Origin of the sequence: Kitasatospora sp. NPDC057500, from assembly GCF_042802195.1 — a bacterium.
In the GTDB taxonomy this organism is placed as follows: Bacteria; Actinomycetota; Actinomycetes; order Streptomycetales; family Streptomycetaceae; genus Kitasatospora.
Genome location: NZ_JBHVER010000038.1, coordinates 1 through 17,474, shown reverse-complemented (window position 1 = coordinate 17,474; position 17,474 = coordinate 1). Strand labels below are relative to the sequence as shown.

Sequence of the window (17,474 nt, the reverse complement as noted above, 5' to 3'; positions counted from 1 at the left end):
ACGCAGCATCGCCCGGACCCGGGACGGAGCGCCCCCGCGCGCGCACTATACTCAGCCGCACTATGCGTATCCTCGTCACCGGCGGCGCCGGATTCATCGGGTCCCAGTTCGTCCGCGCGCTGCTGTCGGCGGATCCCGCGGCCCGCGTCACCGTCTTCGACAAGCTGACCTACTCGGGCGTGGAGGAGAACCTCGCGCCGGTCGCGGACCACCCGGGCTACACCTTCGTCCGAGGCGACATCTGCGACATCGACGCCGTCGACCAGGCGATGCCGGGCCACGACGCCGTCGTGCACTTCGCGGCCGAGTCGCATGTCGACCGCTCCATCGCGGGCGCCGGCCCGTTCGTCATGACCAACGTCGTCGGCACCCAGGTGCTCCTGGACGCGGCCCGCAAGCACGGCGTCGGCCGCTTCGTGCACGTCTCCACCGACGAGGTCTACGGCTCCATCACCGAGGGCTCCTGGACCGAGGAGTGGCCGCTCGCGCCGAACTCCCCGTACTCCTCCTCGAAGGCGGGCTCGGACCTCCTCGCCCTGGCCTACCACCGCACCCACGGCATGGACGTGGTGGTCACCCGCTGCTCCAACAACTACGGGCCGTACCAGTTCCCCGAGAAGGTCATCCCGCTCTTCACCACCAACCTGATCGACGGCAAGCGCGTCCCGCTGTACGGCGACGGCGGCAACATCCGCGACTGGCTGCACGTCTCGGACCACTGCCGCGGCATCGACCTCGCGCTGCGCAAGGGCCGGGCCGGCCAGGTCTACAACATCGGCGGCGGCGTCGAGCTCACCAACAAGGAGCTCACCGGTCTGCTGCTGGAGGCCGTCGGCCAGGGCTGGGACATGGTCGACCGCGTCGAGGACCGCAAGGGCCACGACCTGCGCTACTCGCTGGACATCAGCAAGATCCGCGAGGAGCTCGGCTACGAGCCGCAGGTCACCTTCGAGGAGGGCCTCGCCTCGACCATCGCCTGGTACCGCGAGAACCGCGCCTGGTGGGAGCCGCTCAAGGTGAGGGCCGCGCAGCAGTCGTGAACCACGAGGGCAGCCCGGCGCCCGCGCGCCGTTCCCCGCTGGCCAAGGTCGTCAGCGCTCTCCCCCCGGGCACCCAGCTGGTGATCGGGGGGACGGTGCTGCTCGGTGCCGCCTCCTACGTCCACCTGATGGCGGCCGGCTACAGCCTCGGCAAGCCGGAGATGGCCTCGGTCTCGCTGCTCTGGACGATCCTCATGTCGGTCGGCCTGGGGCTCTTCTTCCCGGTCGAGCAGGAGCTGACCCGGATCGTCGCCGCCCGGGCGGTCGGCGGCCAGGGCGCGGCGCCGGTGGTGCGCCGGATCCTGCTGATCACCCTCGGGATGCTGGCCGTGATGGCGGTCGGCATGGCGGTCGCGGCGCGCCCGCTGGCCCGCACCTTCTTCGACGGCCGCACCGACATGGTGATGGCGCTGGGCGTCTCCTTCGCCGCGATGGCGGCCAGCAACGTCAGCCGCGGCGTGCTGGCCGGCCTCAACCGGTTCGGCGCGTACGGCGCCCAGCTGGCGGTGGACGGCGCGCTGCGGATCGTGCTGGCGGGCGGCTGCGCGCTGGCCGGCGTCCGCTCGCCGCTGGCGTTCGCGCTGATCCTCACCGTCGCCCCGCTGGTGGGCCTGGTGGCGACGGCCCGGCCGCTGCTCTCCGGTGTCCAGGGCGGGCCGGCGGTCGGCTGGGGCAGCCTCACCTCCGGCCTGGCCCCGCTGGTCGCCTCCACCCTGCTCTCGCAGGTGGTGGTCAACGCCGCGGTGGTCTCCACCCAGCTGCTCGCCCCGGACGACGCCGCCCTGGTGGCCGGCCTGCTGAACGCCGTGGTGCTGGCCCGGGTCCCGCTGTTCGTCTTCGGTTCGCTCCAGGCCTCGCTGCTGGCCGGCCTGTCGAGCACCGCGGCGGCGGGCGACCGGGCCGGGTTCTCCAAGCTGCTGGTGCGCACCTGCGCGGTCGTCACGGTGCTCGGCGTGGCCGGCGGCATCCCCGCCACCGTCCTCGGCCCGTGGCTGATCCAGGTGCTCTTCAAGGCCGACGACGTGCTCGGCTCGCTCGACTTCCTCTGGATGTCGGCCGGTACGCTCTGCTACATGCTCGCGATGGTGCTCGGTCAGGCGCTGCTGGTGCTGCACCGTCACCGTCTCCAACTGCTCGGCTGGGCGTCGGGTGTTGTTGCGCTGATCGTGACCACTCTGGTACCGGGGCCGATCGCGACCCGGGTCTGCCTCGCCTACACTGTTGGTTCGCTCGCCGCTGTCGCATGCATGTTCGCCGCGGTCTGGCTCACCTTCCTGCGGAAGCCGCCGACATCCGGGGCCGGTTCCGCCGAGTCCGCCCGTCCCTCACTCGTGGATTCGGTATGACCACCCGCCACTGTCGCCGAGGTCCGCAGCCCGTCTCTCTTCGCACCCTGAAACTCGCGGCCGGCGGCCGCGGCATGGAGTCATGATGTCCGACTACGACGACGTGTGGCTGGTCATCCCGGCCTACAACGAGGGAACCGTCATCGCCGACGTGATCGAGGGGGCTCGGAAGACCTTCCCGAACATCGTCGTGGTCGACGACGGCAGCACGGACAACTCGGCCGAGCACATCATGACCACCGGCGCGCACCTGGTCCAGCACCCCGTCAACCTCGGCCAGGGCGCCGCGCTGCAGACCGGCCTGAACTACGCGCTCAAGCAGCCCGGCTCCAAGTACTTCGCGACCTTCGACGCCGACGGCCAGCACCAGACGCACGACGTCGAGAAGATGGTCGCCCTGCTCCGGGCCGACGAGGCCGACGTGGTCCTCGGCTCCCGGTTCATCGAGCAGACCGGCGAGGTGCCGTGGATCAAGCGGGTGGTCCTGCGGACCGCCGCGACGATCAGCCCCACCGCGCGCAAGCTCAACCTGACGGACTCCCACAACGGACTCCGCGTCATCAACCGCGAGGCCGCGACCAAGCTCCGCATCACCATGAACGGCATGGCCCACGCCTCCGAGATCGTCGCCTTCCTGGCGGCCTCGGACCTGCGGGTCATGGAGGTGCCGGTGGACATCCTGTACACCGACTACTCCCGTTCCAAGGGCCAGTCGCTGATCAACGGCGTCAACATCCTCTTCGACATCTCGCTCAGGGAGCGTGGCCGCAAGTGAAGTACATCTGGATCCAGTTGCTGCTCATGGTCGGCACGGGCGCGCTCGTGCTCGCCTTCGTCCGCCGCTGGGACGCCGCCCACACCCGCGCCTGGAAGCGGATGGCGTTCTTCGCCTTCGTCGTCGCCAACGTGTACGCGGTCCTGCGGCCGCAGGACGTGACCTGGATCGCCAACAAGCTCGGCGTCGGCCGCGGCACCGACCTGGTGCTCTACCTGCTGGTCGTCGCGATGGCGTTCATGACCCTGAACACCTTCATGCGCTTCCGCTCGCTGGAGAAGAAGCTCACCGACCTGGCCCGCACCGTCGCGGTGAACGACGGCCAGCGCGTGAACACCGACCGCTTCGAGGCCTCGGCCGCCGACGAGCGGGTCCCGCAGCTCTGACGGCGTTCCGGTCCCGGGAACCCCACGGCGGGCCACGCCGGGTTCCCCAACGTTTCTGAAGAACGGGAATCATGTCTGCGACGGCCACCGGGCCTCGAATAATCGCGCGTCAGCGGCACGCCTCCGGTGCCGACGATGCCCGGCCGTCCCTGCTCGGGCGGCTACTGCCCGGGGCCGTCGAGGCAGCGGCCGGTGTTCTCGTTGCCCTCGGGTTCACCTGGATCTGCACGTTCGTCCAGGTCAACCCGATGCAGCGGGTGGGCCAGGTCAGCGGCCTGGCCGCGCTCCAACTGCGGTTCATCCTGGCCTTCATCGCCATCGCCCTGCTGTGGTGGGCGGCGAGCCGCTGGTTCTCGCGCCCGATCGCGCTGCGGACCGCCGCGGCCTCCCTGTCGGGCCTCGCCACCGGGCTGTACGCCGGCGGGATCGCCGTCGCCCTGCGCGGCACGGTCTGGCCGCTCAACGGCAAGCGCGGCGACTCCGGGCAGTTGCAGCAGTGGGTCGGCGACATCCTCGCGGGCCGCCCGATCTCCAGCGTCTACCCGCCGCTTTTCCCGCACCTGCTGGCCCGCTGGACCGACCTCCTCTACCCCGACCGGCCCGGCCTGGGCCTGAAGATGCTCGGCCTGGTGCTGATCGCGCTGACCGGGCCGGCGGTCTACCTGGCGTGGCGGCTGCTGCTCCCGCCGCTGTGGGCGCTCGCCATCGGCGTGGTGCCGGTCTTCCCGATCGTCCACGCCGCCAAGCCGTACGTGGACGTGGCGCTGCTGGTCCTCATCCCCGTGCTGGCCCGCCTGGTCACCAGCGTGCTGAGGTCCACCGGCAAGAGCGTGCGGACCGCGCTGCTCACCGGCGCCGCCTACGGGCTCGCCCTGGCGCTGCTCTTCCTCTGGTACTCCGGCTGGTTCGTCTGGTCGGCGCCCGGAGCGCTGGCGGTGACGGTCCTCACCCTGGTCAAGATCGCCAAGCGGGGGAAGGCCGCGGTCCTGCGGGCCGCCGCCCTGCTGGGCGCGACCGGGGCGGTCTTCCTGCTGGTGGCCGGCACCTACCTGCAGCGGCTGCTCGCCGGGTCGGACACCCCCGACACCTACATGTACTTCGACACCAACGTGGACCCCGCGTACTTCGCGATGTGGCAGGGCGACTCGCCCGGCGTGATCGCCAACGGCCCCTGGCCGCTGCCCGGGGAGCTCGGCGGGGTCGGCGTCTTCGTCCTGCTGCTGATCGTCGGCGTCGGCGTCGCGCTCTGGCTCGGCCCGGCCCTGCCGGTGGTCCAGGTCGCCGCGTTCTGCATGCTCGGCGCCTTCCTGATGCGCTACTGGTTCGCCTCGCACATGGAGCGCGACCAGCTGGTGCAGCTGTACCCCCGCACCTCGGCCGAGCTGCTGTACTGCGGCATCGTGCTCTTCGGCATGGCCTGCTACCTGCTCAGCCGGAAGTTCGCCGCCCGCGAGGAGACCGCGGAGGGGGAGCGGGCGGAGTCCTTCGCCCGTACCGTCGGCGTCCCCGCGCTGCGGACCGGGGGAGCGGTGCTCTGCGCGCTGGCGTTCTTCTTCTCGATGGCCGGCTCCTCCACCGTCGACCGCTTCATGCCCGCCAACCAGGGCTCGTGGGGCTCGTTCGCGTGGTTCGCGCACACCACCACGCAGCCGGACGGCAAGTGCCCCGTGTTTGCCCCTGAGGGCAAGTGCGGGTAAGCACCATCCGCCCGCTGTGCGGGTTCGGCGGAGGATCTGCGGTTGGCGTGGGTGTTGTGCGGCGTGGAAGAATCCCGAACGCCTCGGGGCGCATCGCCCCCATGGCCTGTTCCAACCGAACGCCGCAGTGGATCGAACCTGCGGCCGGCGCCCCCCGGACGTGGCGGCGCCGCCTCACGGAAGTGGACCGAGATGACAGATCTGGCCCCGGACGTGGTCCGTGAGAAGGGCCCCTCGCGCGAAGCCGGAGCGGCGGCCGCACCCGCCGCGCCGGCGGTGGACAAGCCCGGGCTGATGACCCGCCGCTGGGCCCAGATCACCGCCGAGGTCGTGGTCGGGGTCGTCGCGGCGCTGGGCTTCACGCTGCTCTGCACCCGTATCGACGTCAACCCGCTGAACCGGATCGGCCAGGTCAGCGGGCTGGCCAAGATCCAGCAGTACGTCACGATCGTCGGCCTGCCGATGCTCGCGGTGCTGCTGTTCACCGCCTACCGGGGCACCCTGCGCCGGCACCGCCTCACCCAGCGGCTGGTCTGCTCCGCACTGGCCGGCCTGTCCACCGGCGTGGTGGCCGGCGGCGTCGTGGTGGCCCTGCACGGCACGCCCTGGCCGCTCGGCGGCCAGGAGGGCGACCCGAGCGTCCTGGTCCACATGGCCACCGGCATGCTGGACGGCAAGGGCCTGCCCGGCGTCTACCCGCCCGGCTTCCCGGCGCTGATCGCGCTCTGGGCGAAGTACCGCTACAACGGCGTCGGCAGCGAGGGCTTCGCCCTGCACGACCTGCAGATCTTCTTCAGCGCGCTGGTCGGCCCGATGAGCTACCTGGCCTGGCGGCTGCTGCTGCGCCCGTTCTGGGCCCTGCTGATCGCGGTCCCGGCCTCCGTGGTCTTCCTGGACCCGATCCGCCCGTACAGCCACGTGGTGATGATCGTCCTGGTCCCGCTGCTGACCGCGGTCCTGCGCGAGGTGCGCCGGGCCGGCGAGCTGAGGATGCCGACCGCCCTGCTGCGCGGGCTCGGGTTCGGCGTGGTCTTCGGCCTGCTGTTCCTCTGGTACTCCGGCTGGTACCTGTGGTCGGCCCCCGGCATCGCGGTGCTGACGCTCTTCGTCTTCCCGTGGCGCGGGGGGAAGGAGGCGGTCCGCAACGGGCTGGCGCTGATCGGCGCCACCGTGGTGAGCGCCGGCGTGGTCGGCTCGCCGCTGCTGTACCAGCTGGCCAAGGTGGGCTCGGACGTCCCGGACCGGTACGGCTACATCATGACCTACACCGACCCGGCCTACGTGATGGGCTGGCTGTCCGACCGGGTCGGCCAGACCACCTACCACAACTACCCGGAGGCGGGTGACCTCGCCGGGCAGAGCGGCTTCACCATCCTGCTGCTCGCCGGCGTCGGGCTGGGCCTCGGACTGGGGCTGCGCAGCCTCGCCGTGCGGACCGCCGCCGCGGTGCTGGCCGGCGCCTGGCTGATGCGGTTCACCTTCGCCGGGTCGATGGCGCAGAGCGGGACCGTCGCGCTGTACCCCCGGACCACCTGGATCATCATGTACTGCCTGATGATCCTCGCCGTGCTGGGCCTGATGGCGGCCTGCCACCGCGGCGGCGGCTGGGTGGAGCGGACGTTCCGCAAGGAGGACGCGCCGGCCGGCACCACGGTGATCCCGGGCCGCACCCAGCGCCAGCTCGCCGCCGGCCTGGTCTGCGCGCTCGCCCTGTTCGGCACCATGGGCGCCTCCTGGTCGGTCAACCGCTACATGCCGGAGCACGAGAAGTACGGGCGGATGGGCCTGGACGCCTGGCGGGCCCACACGATCAAGAAGGCCAACGGCGACTGCCCGAAGTACGCGCCGGTCTCGACCTGCGCGGACGCCATCATCAAGGACTGGGAGCCGGACAAGGACGACAAGAAGTTCGTCTGGTGCGCCGGCGTCGCGACCGAGGAGTGGCAGGAGGTCTGCGGCCGCCGCGCTCCGTGGGACAACGGCGCGCAGAAGTAGCCGGCCGGCGGGGAGCCGGCAGGTCCAGCCCGTCGGGGCCGGTGGGGTACGCCTCACCGGCCCCGATTGGCTTTCCGGCTCACGGCTGTGGCAGTATGTCCAAGTTGCTCGGTTGAGTGCCGATGCTGCGCGCCTCCCGCCGGGAGGACTGGAAGCGAGTCCCATGTACTCGTCGTTCCCGTGATGGCCGTCAAGCGTGAGTGTTACGCCACGGCAGCTGCGGGGCGGACGTACGGGAATCTTCCGGGAAGCGTGTGCGGGGCCTCGGCCCGGCTCCCCCTACCCCGAAAGTTCGAAACCGACGAGTTGATCGCCGGTTTTTTGCAAGCGCGAGTGCGACACGCCCGAGCGCGGGGGTCGGAGAGGGGGTCGTGAAGTGACTGGACAAAAGGACTACAAAGTAGCCATGGCGGGACAGAAGATCCGCATCCGGCTCAAGGCCTACGACCACGAGGTCATCGACTCCTCGGCGAAGAAGATCGTCGAGACGGTGATTCGTACTGGTGCGCAGGTCGCGGGCCCGGTGCCGCTGCCCACTGAGAAGAACGTGTACTGCGTCATCCGCTCGCCGCACAAGTACAAGGACTCGCGCGAGCACTTCGAGATGCGTACTCACAAGCGTCTGATCGACATCCTCGACCCCACGCCGAAGACGGTTGACTCGCTCATGCGTCTCGACCTGCCGGCGGGCGTCGACATCGAGATCAAGCTCTGAGAGGCGCACCGAAGATGGCTAAGCAGATTAAGGGCATCCTGGGCGAGAAGCTCGGCATGACCCAGGTCTGGGACGAGAACAACCGGGTCGTTCCGGTGACCGTCGTCAAGGCCGGGCCGAATGTCGTGACCCAGGTCCACACCGCCGACAGCCCGGCCGGCTACGACGCCGTGCAGATCGGCTTCGGCGAGATCGACCCCCGCAAGGTGAACAAGCCCCTCGCGGGCCACTTCGCCAAGGCCGGTGTCACCCCGCGCCGCCACCTGGTCGAGCTCCGGACCTCGGACGCGTCCGAGTACACCCTGGGCCAGGAGATCACCGCCGAGCTGTTCGAGGCGGGTGTCAAGGTCGATGTGACCGGCACCTCCAAGGGCAAGGGCTTCGCCGGTGTCATGAAGCGCCACAACTTCCGGGGCCTCGGCGCCGGTCACGGCGTGCAGCGCAAGCACCGTTCGCCCGGTTCCATCGGTGGCTGCGCCACCCCGGGCCGCGTGTTCAAGGGCCTGAAGATGGCCGGCCGGATGGGTCACGAGCGTGTGACCACCCAGAACCTGACCGTGCACGCGGTTGACGCGGAGAAGGGTCTGCTCCTGATCAAGGGCGCGATCCCGGGCCCGAACGGCGGCCTCGTCCTCGTCCGCACCGCGGCGAAGGGGCTGTGAAGGATATGAGCACCATTGACATCCTGTCGCCCTCGGGCGACAAGACCGGCAGCCTCGAGCTGCCGGCCGAGATCTTCGACGCGAAGGTCAGCGTTCCGCTGATGCACCAGGTCGTCGTGGCGCAGCTCGCTGCGGCCCGTCAGGGCACCCACAAGACCAAGACCCGCGGCGAGGTCCGTGGCGGCGGCAAGAAGCCGTACCGCCAGAAGGGCACCGGCCGCGCCCGTCAGGGCTCGACCCGTGCGCCGCAGTTCGCCGGCGGTGGCGTCGTGCACGGTCCCGTGCCGCGCGACTACTCGCAGCGGACCCCGAAGAAGATGATCGCCGCCGCCCTGCGCGGTGCGCTCACCGACCGGGCCCGCCACAACCGCATCCACGTCGTCACCGGCGTGACCGCGACCGAGGCGCCGTCGACCAAGGCCGCCAAGAGCCTGTTCGGCAAGATCACCGAGCGCAAGAACGTCCTCCTGGTCGTCGAGCGTGCGGACGAGCTGGGCCTCAAGTCCGCTCGCAACCTGCCGAACGTCCACATCCTGGACGCCGGTCAGCTGAACACCTACGACGTGCTCGTCTCCGACGACGTGGTCTTCACCCAGGCTGCCTTCGAGCGCTTCGTGGCCGGTCCGGCCGCGTCCGCCAAGGCCGTTGCCGCTGAGGGCGAGCTCGAAGGGAGCGCCGCCTGATGAGCGACGTTACGAGCAAGACGTTCACGGACCCCCGTGACGTCCTGGTGAAGCCGGTCATCTCCGAGAAGAGCTACTCGCTCCTCGACGAGAACAAGTACACGTTCGTCGTGTCGCCCGGTGCCAACAAGACCCAGATCAAGCAGGCCGTCGAGGCGGTCTTCTCGGTCAAGGTCGAGTCCGTCAACACGCTCAACCGTCAGGGCAAGCGCAAGCGCTCCAAGACGGGTTTTGGCAAGCGCAAGGACACCAAGCGCGCCATCGTGACGCTGGCTGAGGGCAACCGCATCGACATCTTCGGTGGTCCGACCTCCTGACGGAGGCCGTGATCGTCGATCAAGACGAGGACGAAAATGGGTATCCGCAAGTACAAGCCGACTACGCCGGGCCGTCGTGGCTCCAGCGTGGCCGACTTCGTCGAAATCACGCGGTCCACGCCGGAGAAGTCGCTGGTTCGCCCCCTGCACAGCAAGGGCGGCCGTAACAACGCCGGTCGGATCACCGTTCGCCACCAGGGTGGCGGACACAAGCGCGCCTACCGCGTGATCGACTTCCGTCGTCACGACAAGGACGGCGTGCCGGCCAAGGTCGCGCACATCGAGTACGACCCGAACCGCACCGCGCGCATCGCGCTCCTGCACTACGCGGACGGCGAGAAGCGCTACATCATCGCGCCGCGCGGCATCGCGCAGGGCGACCGGGTGGAGAACGGCGCCGGCGCCGACATCAAGCCGGGCAACAACCTGCCGCTGCGCAACATCCCGGTCGGTACCACCATCCACGCGGTGGAGCTGCGTCCCGGCGGCGGTGCCAAGCTGGCCCGCTCGGCCGGTTCCGGCATCCAGCTGCTGGCGCGTGAGGGCAAGATGGCGCACCTGCGCATGCCCTCCGGTGAGATCCGCCTGGTCGACGCGCGCTGCCGCGCGACGGTCGGCGAGGTCGGCAACGCCGAGCAGTCGAACATCAACTGGGGCAAGGCCGGCCGTATGCGCTGGAAGGGCGTCCGCCCGACCGTGCGTGGTGTGGCCATGAACCCGATCGACCACCCGCACGGTGGTGGTGAGGGTAAGACCTCCGGTGGTCGCCACCCGGTTTCGCCGTGGGGCCAGAAGGAGGGTCGCACTCGTAGCCCGAAGAAGGCTTCGAACGCCCTCATCGTGCGCCGCCGCAAGACCAACAAGAAGCGCTAGGAGCAGGTCAGATGCCGCGCAGTCTCAAGAAGGGCCCCTTCATTGACGGCCACCTTCTCAAGAAGGTGGACGCGCAGAACGAGGCGGGTACCCAGAACGTCATCAAGACCTGGTCCCGTCGCTCCGTGATCTTCCCGGCCATGCTCGGCCACACGATCGCGGTGCACGATGGCCGCAAGCACGTCCCGGTGTTCGTCACCGAGTCGATGGTCGGCCACAAGCTCGGCGAGTTCGCGCCGACGCGTACCTTCCGCGGTCACGTCAAGGACGACCGCAAGTCGAAGCGTCGCTAGTCGCCAGCGAGATTACCGACTCAATGACTTACACCAGCAAGGGGACAACCATGGAAGCCAGGGCCCAGGCGCGGTACATCCGCGTCACGCCCATGAAGGCCCGCCGCGTGGTGGACCTCATCCGTGGCCTGAACGCCACGGAGGCCCAGGCGGTCCTGCGTTTCGCTCCGCAGGCCGCGACCGTGCCGGTCGGCAAGGTGCTCGACAGCGCCATTGCCAACGCCGCGCACAACTACAACCACTCCAACGTGGACGACCTCGTCATCAGCGAGGCGTACGTTGACGAGGGCCCGACCCTGAAGCGGTTCCGTCCGCGCGCCCAGGGCCGTGCCTACCGGATCCGCAAGCGGACCAGCCACATCACCGTGGTCGTCAGCAGCAAGGAAGGGACCCGGTAATGGGCCAGAAGGTTAACCCGCACGGGTTCCGCCTCGGCATCAGCACGGACTTCAAGTCCCGCTGGTACGCCGACAAGCTGTACAAGGACTACGTCAAGGAAGACGTTGCCATTCGTCGCATGATGACGAAGGGCATGGAGCGCGCCGGCATCTCCAAGGTCGAGATCGAGCGCACCCGCGACCGCGTCCGTGTGGACATCCACACCGCTCGCCCCGGCATCGTGATCGGCCGGCGCGGCACCGAGGCCGACCGCATCCGCGGCGACCTGGAGAAGCTGACCGGCAAGCAGGTCCAGCTGAACATCCTCGAGGTCAAGAACCCCGAGCTGGACGCCCAGCTCGTGGCTCAGGGCGTCGCGGAGCAGCTGTCCTCCCGCGTCTCCTTCCGCCGTGCCATGCGCAAGTCGATGCAGGGCACCATGAAGTCCGGCGCCAAGGGCATCAAGGTCCAGTGCTCCGGTCGTCTCGGCGGCGCCGAGATGAGCCGTTCGGAGTTCTACCGCGAGGGCCGTGTGCCGCTGCACACCCTGCGCGCGAACGTCGACTACGGCTTCTTCGAGGCCAAGACCACCTTCGGCCGCATCGGCGTGAAGGTCTGGATCTACAAGGGCGACGTCAAGAACATCGCCGAGGTCCGCGCTGAGAACGCCGCTGCCCGCTCGGGCAACCGCCCGGCCCGTCCCGAGGGTGGTCGTCCCGCCCGCGGTGGCGAGCGTCGCGGTGGCGAGCGCGGTGGCCGTGGCCGTCGTCCCGCCGCTGCCGAGGCCCCCGCGGCCGCGGCCGTCGAGGCTCCGGCTGCCGAGAACACCGGAACGGAGGCCTGACCGCAATGCTGATCCCCCGTCGGGTCAAGCACCGCAAGCAGCACCACCCGAAGCGCCGTGGCGCTTCCAAGGGTGGCACCGAGCTGGCGTTCGGCCAGTTCGGCATCCAGGCCGTGACCCCGGCCTACGTGACGAACCGTCAGATCGAGTCCGCTCGTATCGCGATCACCCGTCACATCCGCCGTGGTGGCAAGGTCTGGATCAACATCTACCCGGACCGCCCGCTGACCAAGAAGCCGGCCGAGACCCGCATGGGTTCCGGTAAGGGTTCGCCGGAGTGGTGGATCGCGAACGTGCACCCGGGTCGGGTCATGTTCGAGCTGTCGTACCCGAACGAGAAGGTCGCTCGTGAGGCGCTGACCCGCGCCGCTCACAAGCTTCCGATGAAGTGCCGGATCGTCCGGCGCGAGGACGGTGAGAGCTGATGTCGGCCGCTACCAAGGCTGCTGACCTCCGCCAGCTGGACAACGAGGGTCTCGTTGCCAAGCTGCGCGAGGCCAAGGAGGAGCTGTTCAACCTCCGCTTCCAGGCGGCGACCGGGCAGCTCGACAACCACGGACGGCTCAAGCTCGTCCGTAAGGACATCGCGCGGATCTACACCCTGATGCGCGAGCGCGAGCTGGGCATCGAGACGGTGGAGAACGCCTGATGACTGAGAACACCAACGAGACGCGCGGTTTCCGCAAGACCCGTGAGGGTCTCGTCGTCAGCGACAAGATGGACAAGACCGTCGTCGTCGCCGTCGAGGACCGCGTCAAGCACGCGCTGTACGGCAAGGTCATCCGCCGTACGAACAAGCTGAAGGCGCACGACGAGGCGAACGCCTGCGGCATCGGCGACCGGGTCCTCCTCATGGAGACCCGCCCGCTGTCCGCGACGAAGCGCTGGCGCGTCGTCGAGATCCTCGAGAAGGCCAAGTAACGAAGTTGATGCGGTACGGCCGTATGTGCACCGGGCCCCTGGCGGGCGCTGGTGTGAGCAGCGGCCGGCCCGTCAGCTCTCGTTGACGATCAGGAGAAAGCTGTGATCCAGCAGGAGTCGCGACTGCGTGTCGCCGACAACACGGGCGCGAAGGAAATCCTTTGCATCCGCGTTCTCGGTGGTTCCGGTCGCCGCTACGCCGGTATCGGGGACGTCATCGTCGCCACCGTCAAGGACGCGATCCCCGGTGGTTCGGTGAAGAAGGGTGACGTCGTCAAGTGCGTCGTCGTCCGTACCGTGAAGTCGCGCCGCCGTCCCGACGGTTCGTACATCCGGTTCGACGAGAACGCCGCTGTCGTTCTCAAGAACACCGACGGTGACCCCCGTGGCACCCGCATCTTCGGCCCGGTGGGCCGCGAGCTGCGTGACAAGAAGTTCATGAAGATCATCTCGCTGGCGCCGGAGGTGCTCTGACCCATGGCGAACAGCATGAAGATCAAGAAGGGTGACCTGGTTCAGGTCATCACCGGCAAGGACAAGGGCAAGCAGGGCAAGGTCATCCAGGCCCTGCCGGCTGAGAACAAGGTCCTGGTCGAGGGTGTGAACCGGGTCAAGAAGCACACCAAGCCGGGTCCGGGCACTCAGGGTGGCATCGTCACCGTCGAGGCCCCGGTGCACGTCTCCAACGTCCAGCTGGTCGTGGAGAAGGACGGCAAGAAGGTCGTCACCCGCGTTGGCTACCGCTTCGACGACGAGGGCAACAAGATCCGCGTTGCCAAGCGAACCGGTGAGGACATCTGATGTCTGAGACGTCTGTTGAGAAGGTGACCCCCCGCCTCAAGGAGCGTTACAACTCCGAGATCAAGGGGCAGCTGCAGGAGCAGTTCTCGTACGAGAACGTCATGCTGACGCCCGGCCTGGTCAAGGTCGTCGTCAACATGGGTGTCGGCGAGGCCGCCCGTGACAGCAAGCTGATCGAGGGCGCGATCCGCGACCTGACCGCGATCACCGGTCAGAAGCCGGCCGTGACCAAGGCTCGCAAGTCCATCGCGCAGTTCAAGCTGCGCGAGGGCCAGCCGATCGGCACCCACGTCACCCTCCGTGGTGACCGCATGTGGGAGTTCCTGGACCGTCTGGTGTCGCTGGCCCTGCCGCGTATCCGTGACTTCCGCGGTCTCTCCCCCAAGCAGTTCGACGGCCGTGGCAACTACACCTTCGGTCTGACCGAGCAGGTTATGTTCCACGAGATCGACCAGGACAAGGTCGACCGTCAGCGCGGTATGGACATCACCGTCGTGACCACCGCGCAGACCGACGACGAGGGCCGGGCGCTCCTGCGTGCTCTGGGCTTCCCGTTCAAGGAGGCGTGAGCAAATGGCGAAGAAGTCCCTCATCGCGAAGGCCGAGCGGAAGCCGAAGTTCGGCGTCCGGGCCTACACCCGGTGCCAGCGGTGCGGCCGTCCGCACTCGGTGTACCGCAAGTTCGGCCTCTGCCGTGTGTGCCTCCGTGAGATGGCGCACCGTGGCGAGCTGCCGGGCGTGACCAAGAGCTCCTGGTAGTCCTCTTTCATCAGAGGGGCCAGACGCTCCAGGCACACAGCGACGCAGAGGTGCCCGATCCCACACCGGTCCGTTTTGGGCCTGCCGTACGGATTCCCGTAAGGTAGTGGGGTCGGGCCCCCTGCCACGGCTTCCCCATGGACGCCCGTGGCCCTTTTACGGGAGGGCTCGCACCCAGTCTTACGACGTCGCAGGTCCCCTGCGCTTGTGCCCCTGACGAACTCGAAAGAGTGCGGAAGGGGGACCTGGCGCGGAGAAACCGCGGCGAGAGAGGCCTGAGGCCATCATGACCATGACCGACCCCATCGCAGACATGCTCACGCGTCTGCGTAACGCGAACTCGGCGTACCACGACTCCGTGGCGATGCCGGCCAGCAAGATCAAGGCGCACGTCGCCGAGATCCTGCAGCAGGAGGGGTACATCTCCTCCTACAAGGTTGAGGAGCCCGTCGAGGGCGAGGTCGGCAAGAAGCTGACCATCGAGCTCAAGTTCGGCCCCAACCGTGAGCGCTCCATCGCCGGCATCAAGCGCATCAGCAAGCCGGGTCTGCGTGTTTACGCAAAGTCCACCAACCTGCCGAAGGTTCTCGGCGGCCTGGGCGTGGCGATCATCTCCACGTCCTCCGGCCTCCTGACCGACAAGCAGGCCGCCAAGAAGGGCGTAGGCGGAGAAGTTCTCGCCTACGTCTGGTAATTCGGGAAACGGAGGTACAGCAATGTCGCGCATTGGACGGCTGCCCATCCAGGTCCCCGCTGGCGTGGACGTCACCATCGATGGCCAGACGGTCTCGGTGAAGGGCCCGAAGGGCTCCCTCACCCACGTCGTCGCCGCGCCGATCGAGATCGGCAAGGGCGAGGACGGCATCCTGGCTGTCACCCGCCCCAACGACGAGCGTCAGTCGAAGGCCCTGCACGGCCTGACCCGCACGCTGGTGGCGAACATGATCACCGGCGTGACCGCGGGCTACCGCAAGTCGCTGGAGATCAGCGGTGTCGGCTACCGAGTTCTGGCGAAGGGCTCCGACATGGAGTTCCAGCTGGGCTACAGCCACCCGATCCTCGTCGAGGCGCCGGAGGGCATCTCCTTCGTCGTCGAGTCGGCCACCAAGTTCCACGTGGACGGCATCGACAAGCAGAAGGTCGGCGAGGTCGCCGCGAAGATCCGCAAGCTGCGCAAGCCCGACCCGTACAAGGCCAAGGGCGTCAAGTACGCGGGCGAGGTTATCCGCCGCAAGGTCGGAAAGAGTGGTAAGTAAGCGATGAGTGTCTCTGTCAAGATCGGCAAGGGCAACGCCTACAAGAGCGCCGCTCGCAAGCGCCGCGCGATCCGCGTTCGCAAGCGCATCGTCGGCAGCGAGGTGCGTCCGCGCCTCGTCGTGACGCGCTCGAACCGTCACATGGTCGCCCAGGTCATCGACGACGCCAAGGGTCACACCCTGGCGTCGGCGTCCACCCTCGACGTGTCCATCAAGGGCGCCGAGGGCGACAAGACCGAGCTGGCCAAGAAGGTCGGAAGCCTGGTCGCCGAGCGCGCCAAGGCCGCCGGCATCGAGTCGGTCGTCTTCGACCGCGCGGGCAACCGGTACGCCGGCCGCATCGCCGCCCTGGCGGACGCGGCCCGCGAGGCCGGGCTCGACTTCTAAGCCGCTCGTCGACTCTGTCGGCGGACGTAATCGAGAGAGGTAATTCCAATGGCTGGACCCCAGCGCCGCGGTAGCGGCGCCGGCGGCGGCACCGGTGGCGAGCGGCGCGACCGTAAGCGTGACGACCGGGGCAACGCCCCCGCCGTCGAGAAGACCGCTTACGTCGAGCGCGTCGTCGCGATCAACCGCGTCGCCAAGGTTGTCAAGGGTGGTCGTCGTTTCAGCTTCACCGCGCTGGTCGTGGTGGGCGACGGTGACGGCACCGTGGGTGTCGGTTACGGGAAGGCGAAGGAGGTTCCGGCCGCCATCGCCAAGGGTGTTGAGGAGGCCAAGAAGAACTTCTTCAAGGTCCCCCGTATCCAGGGCACCATCGCGCACCCCGTTCAGGGCGAGAAGGCCGCCGGCGTCGTGCTGCTGAAGCCCGCCGCCCCCGGTACCGGTGTTATCGCCGGTGGTCCGGTGCGCGCCGTCCTGGAGTGCGCCGGCGTTCACGACATCCTGTCGAAGTCGCTCGGCTCGGACAACGCGATCAACATCGTGCACGCGACCGTTGCCGCGCTCAAGCAGATCCAGCGCCCCGAGGAGGTCGCGGCCCGCCGTGGCCTGCCGCTCGAGGACGTGGCTCCGGCCGGTCTGCTGCGTGCCCGTGCCGCTGCCGGGGTGAGTGCCTGATGGCTCGCCTGAAGATCACGCAGACCAAGTCGTACATCGGCAGCAAGCAGAACCACCGTGACACCCTGCGCTCGCTTGGCCTCAAGCGGATGCACGACGTCGTGGTGAAGGAGGACCGTCCCGAGATCCGCGGGATGGCCCACACGGTCCGTCACCTGGTGACGGTTGAGGAGGTGGACTGATCATGGGCGACAACCCGATCAAGATCCACAACCTGCGTCCCGCCCCGGGTGCCAAGACCGACAAGATCCGCGTGGGTCGTGGTGAGGCGTCCAAGGGTAAGACCGCCGGTCGTGGCACCAAGGGCACCAAGGCCCGCTACCAGGTTCCGCAGCGCTTCGAGGGTGGCCAGATGCCGCTCCACATGCGTCTGCCGAAGCTGAAGGGCTTCAAGAACCCGTTCAAGATCACGTTCCAGGTCGTCAACCTCGACAAGCTGGCCGAGCTCTACCCGCAGGGTGGCGAGGTCACGGTCGAGGACCTGGTCGCCAAGGGCGCGGTTCGCAAGAACTCCCTCGTCAAGGTGCTCGGCACCGGCGAGATCTCGGTCGCGCTGCAGGTGACGGTGGACGCCGTCTCCGGCTCGGCCGCCGAGAAGATCACCGCCGCCGGCGGTACCGTCACCGAGCTCGTCTGAGCCCGCTGACTTTCCGCGAGCCCCGCGCCTCCCGTTC

The 17,474-nt window shown here is 68.6% G+C and carries 27 protein-coding genes; all 27 read left to right on the top strand.

The window, feature by feature from the left end:
- Positions 1-62: 62 nt before the first annotated feature.
- The 27 genes from rfbB to rplO all read left to right on the top strand — a co-directional run bounded on the left by rfbB (position 63) and on the right by rplO (position 17,437).
- Positions 63-1,040, top strand: a complete 978-nt coding sequence (gene rfbB / locus ACFU74_RS11490; RefSeq protein WP_380755224.1) for a dTDP-glucose 4,6-dehydratase — start codon at positions 63-65, stop codon at positions 1,038-1,040.
- Positions 1,037-2,386, top strand: coding sequence for a lipopolysaccharide biosynthesis protein (locus tag ACFU74_RS11485; protein ID WP_380755222.1), 1,350 nt, complete (start codon positions 1,037-1,039; stop codon positions 2,384-2,386). Before rfbB ends, ACFU74_RS11485 begins: the two co-directional genes overlap by 4 nt.
- 85 nt (positions 2,387-2,471) lie before the next feature.
- Positions 2,472-3,161, top strand: coding sequence for a glycosyltransferase family 2 protein (locus ACFU74_RS11480; protein ID WP_380755220.1), 690 nt, complete (start codon positions 2,472-2,474; stop codon positions 3,159-3,161).
- Positions 3,158-3,547, top strand: a complete 390-nt coding sequence (locus tag ACFU74_RS11475) for a DUF2304 domain-containing protein (RefSeq protein ID WP_380755218.1) — start codon at positions 3,158-3,160, stop codon at positions 3,545-3,547. The genes ACFU74_RS11480 and ACFU74_RS11475 overlap by 4 nt, the downstream gene beginning before the upstream one ends.
- Positions 3,548-3,618: 71 nt before the next feature.
- Complete coding sequence (locus tag ACFU74_RS11470) at positions 3,619-5,244, top strand: hypothetical protein (RefSeq protein WP_380755216.1); 1,626 nt, start codon at positions 3,619-3,621, stop codon at positions 5,242-5,244.
- Between the two features lie 192 nt (positions 5,245-5,436).
- The gene (locus tag ACFU74_RS11465) at positions 5,437-7,239 is read left to right on the top strand and encodes a hypothetical protein (protein ID WP_380755215.1); all 1,803 of its coding nucleotides are present in this window, start codon (positions 5,437-5,439) and stop codon (positions 7,237-7,239) included.
- A 406-nt stretch (positions 7,240-7,645) separates the two neighbouring features.
- On the top strand, positions 7,646-7,954 hold the full coding sequence (gene rpsJ / locus ACFU74_RS11460) for a 30S ribosomal protein S10 (protein ID WP_012785157.1): 309 nt from the start codon (positions 7,646-7,648) through the stop codon (positions 7,952-7,954).
- Between the two features lie 14 nt (positions 7,955-7,968).
- Positions 7,969-8,616 (top strand): 50S ribosomal protein L3, encoded by a 648-nt coding sequence (rplC, locus tag ACFU74_RS11455; protein ID WP_189916064.1) that lies wholly within the window; start codon positions 7,969-7,971, stop codon positions 8,614-8,616.
- A 5-nt stretch (positions 8,617-8,621) separates the two neighbouring features.
- On the top strand, positions 8,622-9,299 hold the full coding sequence (gene rplD / locus ACFU74_RS11450; protein WP_380682127.1) for a 50S ribosomal protein L4: 678 nt from the start codon (positions 8,622-8,624) through the stop codon (positions 9,297-9,299).
- Complete coding sequence (gene rplW / locus ACFU74_RS11445; RefSeq protein ID WP_380278767.1) at positions 9,299-9,616, top strand: 50S ribosomal protein L23; 318 nt, start codon at positions 9,299-9,301, stop codon at positions 9,614-9,616. Before rplD ends, rplW begins: the two co-directional genes overlap by 1 nt.
- 36 nt (positions 9,617-9,652) lie before the next feature.
- A complete protein-coding gene (gene rplB, locus ACFU74_RS11440) occupies positions 9,653-10,489 on the top strand; it encodes a 50S ribosomal protein L2 (RefSeq protein WP_376086155.1) in 837 nt (278 codons plus the stop codon).
- An 11-nt stretch (positions 10,490-10,500) separates the two neighbouring features.
- The gene (gene rpsS, locus ACFU74_RS11435; protein WP_030055821.1) at positions 10,501-10,782 is read left to right on the top strand and encodes a 30S ribosomal protein S19; all 282 of its coding nucleotides are present in this window, start codon (positions 10,501-10,503) and stop codon (positions 10,780-10,782) included.
- Between the two features lie 50 nt (positions 10,783-10,832).
- Positions 10,833-11,180: a 50S ribosomal protein L22 gene (gene rplV, locus ACFU74_RS11430; protein WP_045304593.1), complete on the top strand. Its 348-nt coding sequence runs from the start codon at positions 10,833-10,835 to the stop codon at positions 11,178-11,180.
- Positions 11,180-12,004, top strand: a complete 825-nt coding sequence (rpsC, locus tag ACFU74_RS11425) for a 30S ribosomal protein S3 (protein WP_030280775.1) — start codon at positions 11,180-11,182, stop codon at positions 12,002-12,004. Before rplV ends, rpsC begins: the two co-directional genes overlap by 1 nt.
- A gap of 5 nt (positions 12,005-12,009) precedes the next feature.
- Entirely contained in the window at positions 12,010-12,429 is a 420-nt protein-coding gene (gene rplP, locus ACFU74_RS11420; RefSeq protein ID WP_030300385.1) for a 50S ribosomal protein L16, read from the top strand.
- The gene (gene rpmC / locus ACFU74_RS11415; RefSeq protein ID WP_030300387.1) at positions 12,429-12,653 is read left to right on the top strand and encodes a 50S ribosomal protein L29; all 225 of its coding nucleotides are present in this window, start codon (positions 12,429-12,431) and stop codon (positions 12,651-12,653) included. The genes rplP and rpmC overlap by 1 nt, the downstream gene beginning before the upstream one ends.
- Entirely contained in the window at positions 12,653-12,925 is a 273-nt protein-coding gene (gene rpsQ / locus ACFU74_RS11410) for a 30S ribosomal protein S17 (protein WP_037605711.1), read from the top strand. Before rpmC ends, rpsQ begins: the two co-directional genes overlap by 1 nt.
- Before the next feature lie 102 nt (positions 12,926-13,027).
- Complete coding sequence (gene rplN, locus ACFU74_RS11405; RefSeq protein WP_030393301.1) at positions 13,028-13,399, top strand: 50S ribosomal protein L14; 372 nt, start codon at positions 13,028-13,030, stop codon at positions 13,397-13,399.
- Between the two features lie 15 nt (positions 13,400-13,414).
- Entirely contained in the window at positions 13,415-13,726 is a 312-nt protein-coding gene (rplX, locus tag ACFU74_RS11400; RefSeq protein WP_100892787.1) for a 50S ribosomal protein L24, read from the top strand.
- Positions 13,726-14,295, top strand: coding sequence for a 50S ribosomal protein L5 (gene rplE / locus ACFU74_RS11395; protein ID WP_030300393.1), 570 nt, complete (start codon positions 13,726-13,728; stop codon positions 14,293-14,295). The genes rplX and rplE overlap by 1 nt, the downstream gene beginning before the upstream one ends.
- A gap of 4 nt (positions 14,296-14,299) precedes the next feature.
- On the top strand, positions 14,300-14,485 hold the full coding sequence (locus tag ACFU74_RS11390; RefSeq protein WP_030393303.1) for a type Z 30S ribosomal protein S14: 186 nt from the start codon (positions 14,300-14,302) through the stop codon (positions 14,483-14,485).
- Between the two features lie 286 nt (positions 14,486-14,771).
- Entirely contained in the window at positions 14,772-15,179 is a 408-nt protein-coding gene (gene rpsH / locus ACFU74_RS11385) for a 30S ribosomal protein S8 (RefSeq protein WP_030055831.1), read from the top strand.
- Positions 15,180-15,201: 22 nt separating this feature from the next.
- Positions 15,202-15,741: a 50S ribosomal protein L6 gene (gene rplF, locus ACFU74_RS11380; RefSeq protein ID WP_030393304.1), complete on the top strand. Its 540-nt coding sequence runs from the start codon at positions 15,202-15,204 to the stop codon at positions 15,739-15,741.
- 3 nt (positions 15,742-15,744) lie between these two features.
- Positions 15,745-16,128, top strand: a complete 384-nt coding sequence (gene rplR / locus ACFU74_RS11375; protein ID WP_344338019.1) for a 50S ribosomal protein L18 — start codon at positions 15,745-15,747, stop codon at positions 16,126-16,128.
- A 48-nt stretch (positions 16,129-16,176) separates the two neighbouring features.
- Positions 16,177-16,800, top strand: coding sequence for a 30S ribosomal protein S5 (gene rpsE / locus ACFU74_RS11370; RefSeq protein WP_344338017.1), 624 nt, complete (start codon positions 16,177-16,179; stop codon positions 16,798-16,800).
- Positions 16,800-16,982: a 50S ribosomal protein L30 gene (gene rpmD / locus ACFU74_RS11365; RefSeq protein ID WP_030055835.1), complete on the top strand. Its 183-nt coding sequence runs from the start codon at positions 16,800-16,802 to the stop codon at positions 16,980-16,982. The genes rpsE and rpmD overlap by 1 nt, the downstream gene beginning before the upstream one ends.
- 2 nt (positions 16,983-16,984) lie before the next feature.
- Positions 16,985-17,437, top strand: a complete 453-nt coding sequence (gene rplO / locus ACFU74_RS11360) for a 50S ribosomal protein L15 (protein ID WP_376086152.1) — start codon at positions 16,985-16,987, stop codon at positions 17,435-17,437.
- Positions 17,438-17,474 lie beyond the last annotated feature (37 nt).